The sequence below is a fragment of the Methanosarcina sp. 1.H.T.1A.1 genome (genome assembly GCF_000979295.1).
GTDB lineage: Archaea > Halobacteriota > Methanosarcinia > Methanosarcinales > Methanosarcinaceae > Methanosarcina.
The window spans coordinates 47066-54872 of the sequence record NZ_JJQY01000149.1 but is presented as its reverse complement, the minus strand read 5'-3'; the positions used below and the strand labels follow the sequence as shown (position 1 = coordinate 54872).

General features: G+C 42.3%; 7 protein-coding genes. 5 read left to right on the top strand and 2 right to left on the bottom strand.

What is annotated here, in order from left to right:
• The first annotated feature begins 436 nt into the window (after window positions 1-436).
• From EO95_RS15490 to EO95_RS17755, 5 genes are all read left to right on the top strand, one after another.
• The gene (locus EO95_RS15490; RefSeq protein ID WP_048136219.1) at window positions 437-652 is read left to right on the top strand and encodes a hypothetical protein; all 216 of its coding nucleotides are present in this window, start codon (window positions 437-439) and stop codon (window positions 650-652) included.
• 312 nt (window positions 653-964) lie between these two features.
• Window positions 965-2281, top strand: coding sequence for an APC family permease (locus tag EO95_RS15485; RefSeq protein ID WP_048136197.1), 1317 nt, complete (start codon window positions 965-967; stop codon window positions 2279-2281).
• Window positions 2282-2484: 203 nt separating this feature from the next.
• Window positions 2485-2871, top strand: a complete 387-nt coding sequence (locus EO95_RS15480) for an SET domain-containing protein (protein ID WP_048136195.1) — start codon at window positions 2485-2487, stop codon at window positions 2869-2871.
• A 671-nt stretch (window positions 2872-3542) separates the two neighbouring features.
• Entirely contained in the window at window positions 3543-4580 is a 1038-nt protein-coding gene (locus EO95_RS15475; RefSeq protein ID WP_048136193.1) for a calcium/sodium antiporter, read from the top strand.
• 120 nt (window positions 4581-4700) lie between these two features.
• A complete protein-coding gene (locus EO95_RS17755) occupies window positions 4701-4895 on the top strand; it encodes a hypothetical protein (RefSeq protein ID WP_156164082.1) in 195 nt (64 codons plus the stop codon).
• A 103-nt stretch (window positions 4896-4998) separates the two neighbouring features.
• On the opposite strand, the gene EO95_RS15465 is transcribed toward EO95_RS17755, so the two are convergent.
• Together EO95_RS15465 and EO95_RS15460 are read right to left on the bottom strand one after the other, a co-directional pair.
• Complete coding sequence (locus tag EO95_RS15465) at window positions 4999-5373, bottom strand: PleD family two-component system response regulator (RefSeq protein ID WP_048136217.1); 375 nt, start codon at window positions 5371-5373, stop codon at window positions 4999-5001.
• Window positions 5374-5432: 59 nt separating this feature from the next.
• Window positions 5433-7763: an ATP-binding protein gene (locus tag EO95_RS15460; RefSeq protein ID WP_268767916.1), complete on the bottom strand. Its 2331-nt coding sequence runs from the start codon at window positions 7761-7763 to the stop codon at window positions 5433-5435.
• Window positions 7764-7807: the final 44 nt, after the last annotated feature.

Sequence of the window (7807 nt, the reverse complement as noted above, 5' to 3'; positions counted from 1 at the left end):
TTCGTCGGCAGCGTCAGATGTGTATAAGAGACAGGATCTTATCTGCCTGGAAAAAGATGAAACAAAAAACTAAATTGTAACTATTCACTATTACCTAGAAATACCAAATGATATTCATTGATTCCAATGCTAATGCCGTAAATGGAAACAAAGCTGAATGGCACATGCTCAAGGTATCACAGATGAGAGAAATCTATGCAAAGTGTGAAACACCATTTTTGCCTGGACTGGGAGTATTCAGTACTTTGTGTATTCTATTGACAGTGTTTATTCTGATTAAGAAGAAGTAAACCAGTTACATACTAGTGTCGTGTCAATCCTCAAGGATTAAAGGATTCTGAATAGCTGTAATCGACTATATGCGACATTTTACTGCTGACGCAACACTAGTGTTATATTTTTATTTCTGGAAAAAAATCAAATGGTGTGGAAGTTTATGAAATTCGGCATCAGAAAACCATCTTTGAAAAAGTCTATTAAAGCAAGGACTACAGGCAAATTAAAACGCAAAGTAAAAAAGGCTGTAGTACCATTTTATGGAAAAAAGGGAACGGGAATTGTAAAGAATCCAAAAAAAGCAGTGTACAATAAGGTTTACCATAGGACATCGTTTAGTATATTCGGTTTATTTAAGAAGCTATTTAAAAAATAAATTCAACATTTCTATAGAATTTAATAGTTCCAAATTAAAGCCATACAATTAAATATTTTTTTAAAAGGAACTGGGCTCTTCAACAAAGCTCTGTTTCCTCTCGATTTAAAGCCTTCCATTATATGCAGATGTTTTTTTCTTTTCGCGCCCTGGATCTATTGCCTTTTTTGAAGTAAGCTTCATATGAACCTGCAAAGGGATAATATTTAACCTGCACAGGTAAAAAAGCGCAAACATTATAGGGCTTCAAAGTGTACCTTCTGTTTCTTTATCTTCACTTTTGTGAATTATCCGGGACAGAAAGGATGAAAAATGACCGAACTTGAAAAAACAGTTACTCTGGGACGTGGAATTGTTCTGGCCATCCTCATGGTCATAGGTTCCGGACTTCTGGGCCTGCCAGGGCTGGTTGCGGATGTCGGGACAGTGCAGGAAGTGGTTTTCGGCTGGCTCCTGATTATTCTGGCAGCAATGCCTCTTATTCAGATCTGCGCAAGGCTCGGAAAGAAATTCCCCTGTTCAGGGGGCCTTTTCCATTATGCCCGCGAAGCGGTAGGAGAGTGGGGAGGATATGCAGTGACAGCCCTTGTCTGCGGCTCCTTTATTCTGGGAGAGCCGGCAGTTGCCCTCATTGGCGGCGAATACCTGCAGCACCTCTTTGACCTGCCTGATTTTGGAGCCCATTTGCTGGCTTTTCTCATCATCACGGCCATGGCCCTTATAACGGTTGCCGGGGTCAGACTTGTCTCATTTTTCAACTACGCAGCCGTGGCTGTATTGCTTTTCCTGATTGCAGCCCTTACCTTTTATAACTTCAATTTCTTTTCTTCAGGGCTCGCGTTTTCAATACAGGCTCTTGGAAGTGGTTTATCCGCTATTCTGGAAATGAATTTTGAAGCTTTTGACCCTTATAGTGTCTGGAAAATTTCTGCTCTTCTCTTCTGGGCTTTCCTGGGCTGGGAAAATATGTCTTTTGGCATTGGAGAACTCCAGAACCCGGAAAAAAATGTCCAGAGAGTTTTCTGGCTCAGTTTTGTCCTGGTAATCTTCATTTACCTGATGCTGGCAATCACAAGTATAGGGGCTGATGCAGCCGGAATTCCTCTCTCAGGGGCATCCGGACTCGTGGAACTCGTTAAGTTCACACCGCCAGGGAATCTGCTCATCTGGCTGATGGCAGTAGTTATCGTGGCTAATGTAACCTGCTGGAATTTTGCTTCAAGCCGCCTTGTCTACGCATCGGGAAAGGAAAAAGTGCTTCCGGTTTACCTTGGAAAACTTTCAAAGCACGGACAGCCTATGGCAAGCATCTTGAGCATGTATGCTGCTTTCGTACTGGTGCTCCTCGGTACTTACGTGTTCAAGGTCCCGGTTTCTTCCCTGCTCATGCTTACAAACCAGAACTTTCTCTTTCTTTACGGCTTTATCCTGCTCTCCTACTGGAAAACCGAAACCGGCTGGAGGCGCTGGATCTATTCAGGGCTTTCCTTCCTGTCTCTCTCATTCCTGGTTTCAGGGTTCACCTGGAAGATCCTCTATTCCGTTGCCCTTACGGGACTTGGGTATTATGGGTTTGTGAGGAAAACAAAAAAGAACAATAAAGAGGAAAAAACAGCTTCAATGGTTTAATTTCGTTTCCTCTTGTGTTATTTTTTTGGAAAAAACCTTCAGTGGACCTCTGAAAAAACCTGTATAATTTTTGTAATCTTGGTATAAATTTTCCAGGGGCTCTCCCATAAAAATTTTCGAAGGGAAACTTTTAAATTCCTTGCATTATCAAAATAGTGCAATAGTTAACAGGTAATTTATAATAATTACAGGAATCTGATCAAATGTCACTGATAAGTGTTAAAGGCGCACCTGGAAAAGGTAGAGGCGTATTTGCACAGAGAAATCTCAAAAAAGGTGAAGTAATAGAAACCTGCCCTGTGATCGTTCTTCCTCCTGAAGAAGTTGATACTCTTGAGCTTACCCAGCTTTATAATTACTACTTCGCATGGGGGACAGATTCAAGAGCAGCAGCGATTGCTCTGGGGTATGGGTCTCTTTATAACCACTCTTATACCCCCAACGCAAAATACCAGAAAGATTTCACTAACGGCCTTTTGAAATACGTCTGTATAAAAGATATCCAGGAAAATGAGGAAATCACTATAAACTATAACTGCGACCCTGAGGATAAAACTCCGGTCTGGTTTGATGTTGCGAGCCAGAACTAATTTTTCGGGTTTTAGATTCTGGGAGATAAATTTTACTCTTTCTATGCCAATTTATTTTTTATTTTCATTTTTATTTTCATTTTTATTTTTATTTTCATTTTCATTTTCATTTTTATTTTCATTTTTTTTATTTATTAACCACAAAATACATGGCTGCTTCCGATGAACCTTTCCCGCTTCCCCGGGAAGGCTTTCAAAAAGAAGGGGAGGGTTCGGCTTTTCGGGCGTTTTTCCCCTCTAAATTTATCTACCTTCTGCATGCTCAGTTCTTTTCGTCTCTGAAGTTCTTCAGATCCCTGACAAGATACGGACCGTTTTTTATGACTTTTATTGAAGGTTTCTTTTCTTCGGTTTGTGAAACCATTTGTCCCATCCCCTGGTATTACATTAGCCCTTTCGGCTTAATTATTTGCCCGTGGCTTCTGATTACGCAGACCGGCTTCCCGCGGTTTGCTGCCTTAAAGTACTGTCGCTGCCTTCCCAACCCTGCCGGACTTGTGTTCTATCTTTGTGTAATCTTATTGTGTAGTCTTCAAAAGGCTGCCTGAATAGCCGCCTGAATAGCTCCCTCTTAATTCTCTTTTTACTGAAAGCTTTTAATAAAAGTTATTCAGATTAAAGCTTGAACCGATAATGATCAAACAGACGAAAAACATATCAGATGTGATTTTATGATCACAATGAATTTCCTCATTCTTTTACTTGGCCTGGTCTTTCTGGTCAAGGGTTCAGACTATTTTGTAAAGGCAGCCTCGACGATTGCAAAAAAGCTTGGCGTTTCTGAATTTGTGATAGGGCTGACTCTGGTAGCAGTCGGGACATCAATCCCGGAACTTGCTTCTTCCATAGTCGCATCTATCCAGCAGGCAAGTGGTATTGTAATAGGAAACGTTGTAGGCTCAAACATTGTTAACATAGGGTTAATTGTTGGGCTTGCTGCATTTCTTTCCCCGATGAAAACCGAAGTTGAGATGCTCAAAAGAGATGGGTATATCATGCTCTTTTCAGCGGTGCTCTTCTTTGTTTTTGCCCTCAATGGAGAATTGTCAATAATCGAATCAGGTATCTTTGTACTGCTGTATATCGCTTATGTATTTTTCCTGTTTGAGGAAGGAGAAATATACGGAGGGAAACCCTATTTCAAAGAGTTTCTGAAGTATTTTGTCAAATTCAAGTATATAAACAGTGCAATGCAAAAGATCAATGGTACAAACCATAACAAGAACTCAGACTCAGGAAATGGAAATGGCCGGATAGAAGGAGGCTTTGGAAAAGATATCTTTACCCTCGTGTTAAGCTGTGCAGCAATCGTAATAGGTGCAAAGTATTTTGTGGAAGAGTCTATCTTCTTTGCAGAACTCTTAGGGGTTCCGGACACCATCATAGGCACGACTCTGGTCGCTGTAGGGACTTCCCTCCCGGAACTTGTGGTAACGGTATCTGCAGCAAGGAAGGGTTACGGAAGTATAGCCCTTGGTAACATCATAGGTTCTAACATCACAAACGTATTCTTGATCCTCGGACTTTCCGGGCTTCTGTATCCCATAGCCGTTGCAGAAATAAGCCTCTTCTTTACGACTCCTGTCATGATAGTCATAAGCCTGATCCTTCTGGTGTTTATCAGCACGGGCTGGGAAATAAAAAGATGGGAAGGAGTAGCAATGATGGCATTTTATGCAGCTTTCCTTGTAGTTTTATTCTACATCTGAGTTTTTACGGTTTTGAGCCTTCAAAAAAGGCTCGAAAAACTCTCTTTTACTTCCGCAGAACTAAATGGTTTTCCGTGAGCAATATAAATCTTCCCGGGTGCACTATCAATCAGTTTTTTGATGCTTCTTCTGGCCTCAGCCGGATCATCTGCCCAGAAAGGAAGTGATGGTTTTTCGGAAGGGATGGAAGGAAAGATCAAATCTCCTACGACTGCATCCCCGCTTTTAATGTCCCGGCAGATGACCCTTAGCGGGCAAAGAAGTTTTACGCCGAACTTTTCGGCTGGACGTTTGAGAAGCCTCTGGAAGCAATAGACTACTTCCGGGCTTGAAGGGAAACCCGGACCTGAATTTTATCAGGGGCTTTTCCATCTTTAGATTCAGAGTAATTATGAAAAAGTGTAATTACAGATATAAATTAGAGTCCCAGAGTTCTCCTGGCATTTTCCAGTTTTGCTTTTAGTTTCTGGTTATCAAAAGGCTTCTTGAGGCAATCATCAGCACCTGCCTTAAAACCGATCTCAATGTCCTCATTCAGGTCTCTGCCGGTTATAAGGATTATATACGTGCTGCTTATCCGGGGATCTTTCCTTATTTTTTCGCAGACCTCTATGCCTTTCATTTTTGGCATCTCCCAGTCGAGAATTACAACTCCTGGAGGGGCGCATCCTTTCAAAACCTCCCAGGCTTCGCATCCATTGCGTGTGGAAATGACTTCATAACCATATCTGGTCAACATATTTTTAAGCCACAAATTGGAAATCGGTTCATCTTCAGCAATCAGAACTTTCACAAGCTTGCCTCCCGTTGAAAGCCGGAAACTAAAAGCAAAACTGGAAAATGCCAGCCGAACTAACAGGCCTGGCTTTCAAGATACCTGATAAGGACCGGTTCAAGTTCTTCAAGCCGGAATTTTATTTCTTCAAATTTCTTTGAGGCTAAATCCATTCGGTTTTTTCGCCCTATCTGCTCAAGGTAATAAGCAGCCCTGAAGACCCTGTTTGCCCCTATGCTTCCTGCTGCACTTTTTAAAATGTGTGCACTTTGACTGAGTTCTTCAGCCTCTCCTTTTTTTATAGCATTATTTATGGAGTCCAGCAACTCCGGCGACGTCTCAAGGAAAATTTTAACCATTTCCATTAAGAGTGTCTCGTCACACTCTGTCCTTTCAAGCATTTCTTTCAGGTCAAAAACCAGGTCTTCCGGAAAATCAAAACCTGTACTTTCCGTGGTTGTTGTCCCTGTGTAAGGGGATATTTTCTCCATCCCAGTAGATTCCTTTGTCCTGCCCGAATAAGAGGATTCGTATTTTGTATCTGAAGATACTCTTTCAGGATTAATTTTTCCGGACCTGATGTCTTCCAGTACCATGAAGAGTTTTTCTTTTTTCAGGGGCTTTGAAATATAATAGTTCATACCTGCTTCAATACATTTTTCATTATCTTCTTTCAGAGCCCGGGCAGTAAAAGCTATTATCGGAATTTCATGCCATCTCACTCCGGAAGAAGGGTCCCTTATCCTTCGAGTAGCTTCCAGCCCATCCATGCCCGGCATCTGGACGTCCATCATCACAGCGTCAAAATCTCTCCTGGAGAGGGCATCAAGCGCATCTTTTCCGTTAGTAACAAGGGTAAGGTTATGCCCCTTTTTCTCAAGAAGACTCACAATTAATTTTTGATTTATCGGGTGATCCTCGGCAAGAAGGATATTCAGGCTTTTTCCGAATATTCCTTTTCCATAATTTTCGGTATCTTCCGGGCATGGTAATGGGTTTTCTTCCGGAGATCTTTTTTCCTGCTCCTGGCCTTCTTTGCCTGTCTGTTTTATTACCCTGACAGTGAAATAAAAAGTGCTTCCTTTCCTTACCTTGCTCTCCACCCATAACCTGCCGCCCATAAGCTCGACAAGTTGAGAAGATATTGCAAGCCCGAGGCCGGTCCCACCGTATTCCCTTGTGACAGAGGCGTCAGCTTGCGTGAAGGAATCGAATATTCTGGAAAGGTTTTCAGGAGGGATTCCAATTCCAGTATCTCTGACCTTGAAAAGGAGTGTCATCTCTTCTTCTAAATAAGGGTTCGACAGCCCATCATATTCCCTATCCGATGGCATGTATGCCTCAACTGAAAGGGCAACTTCTCCCTCTTTAGTGAACTTTATTGCATTGCCGAGAAGGTTAAACAGAACCTGTTTGAGGCGAACCGGGTCCCCTATGAAGGTGGACGGAAGGCTCTCTTCAATATGAAAAGCCAGTTTTAGTCCGCTTGAGTTTGCTTTTCCAAAAAGTAAGTTAATGATATGGGATATGAGGCTTTCAAGATCGAAACTGATCTTTTCAAGCTCGATTTTATTTTTTTCAATTTTTGAGAAATCAAGCACGTTGTCGATTATAGAAAGGAGAGATTCTGCCGAGAAGTGGGCAAGCTGGAGGTATTCCCTCTGCTCATCCTTAAGGCTGGTTTCCAGCAGCAGGTCAAGCATTCCCAGAACTGCGTTCATAGGAGTACGTATTTCATGACTCATATTGGCAAGGAAATCCCCTTTTGCCCGGTTTGCAGTTTCTGCTGCTTCTTTTGCGTTAAGAAGCTGTTCTTCCAGGAGTTTTCTTTCCGAAATGTCCTGAGTTGTCCCGAACATCCTGATCGGGGTTCCCTTCTCGTCAAGGCTGATTTCTCCCTGGTCATGGACGTAGCGAACCGAACCATCAGGCCTTACAATCCGGTACTCAGAATTGAATTGATGTTTCTCCTTTACTGCAGTTTGCAATGCTTCACAAATGCGTTTCCTGTCTTCAGGATGAATCCGGGAAGTAGCCATTTTTAATGAAAGCTTTTGATCGGGTTCATAGCCCCATATAGCTTTAAGTCCCTCTGACCAGCAAACTTCCCCCGTCCGGATGTCAAGGGAGTAACTGCCCAGATGAGCCATTGCCTGGGCTCTGGCGAGATTTGATTCACTTCTCCTCAGGGCGTCTTCAGCAATTTTCTTTTTCGTGGCATCCATTGCCGTCCCGATCAAATGTAAAAGTTTACCCTCAGGGCTCCGCTGAGCTTTCCCTTTAACCAGAAAATGACGTATGGTCCCATCAGGATGGAGTAAATCATGTTCAAAATCATAGTTGTCGGTCTTTCCTTCCACAACTTCCCGAAATATATTCAGCACCCGGATATTATCTTCGGGAGGCAGAGCTCTATTAGAAAGTTCAAGTAAATTTTCATGAGTCTGGAGAA

Bases quoted from the DNA above. Each gene is read 5' to 3' on its own strand.
- EO95_RS15475 (WP_048136193.1), top strand. From the start codon at position 3,543: ATGATCACAATGAATTTCCTCATTCTTTTACTTGGCCTGGTCTTTCTG.
- EO95_RS17755 (WP_156164082.1), top strand. From the start codon at position 4,701: ATGCTTCTTCTGGCCTCAGCCGGATCATCTGCCCAGAAAGGAAGTGAT.
- EO95_RS15490 (WP_048136219.1), top strand. From the start codon at position 437: ATGAAATTCGGCATCAGAAAACCATCTTTGAAAAAGTCTATTAAAGCA.
- EO95_RS15485 (WP_048136197.1), top strand. From the start codon at position 965: ATGACCGAACTTGAAAAAACAGTTACTCTGGGACGTGGAATTGTTCTG.
- EO95_RS15480 (WP_048136195.1), top strand. From the start codon at position 2,485: ATGTCACTGATAAGTGTTAAAGGCGCACCTGGAAAAGGTAGAGGCGTA.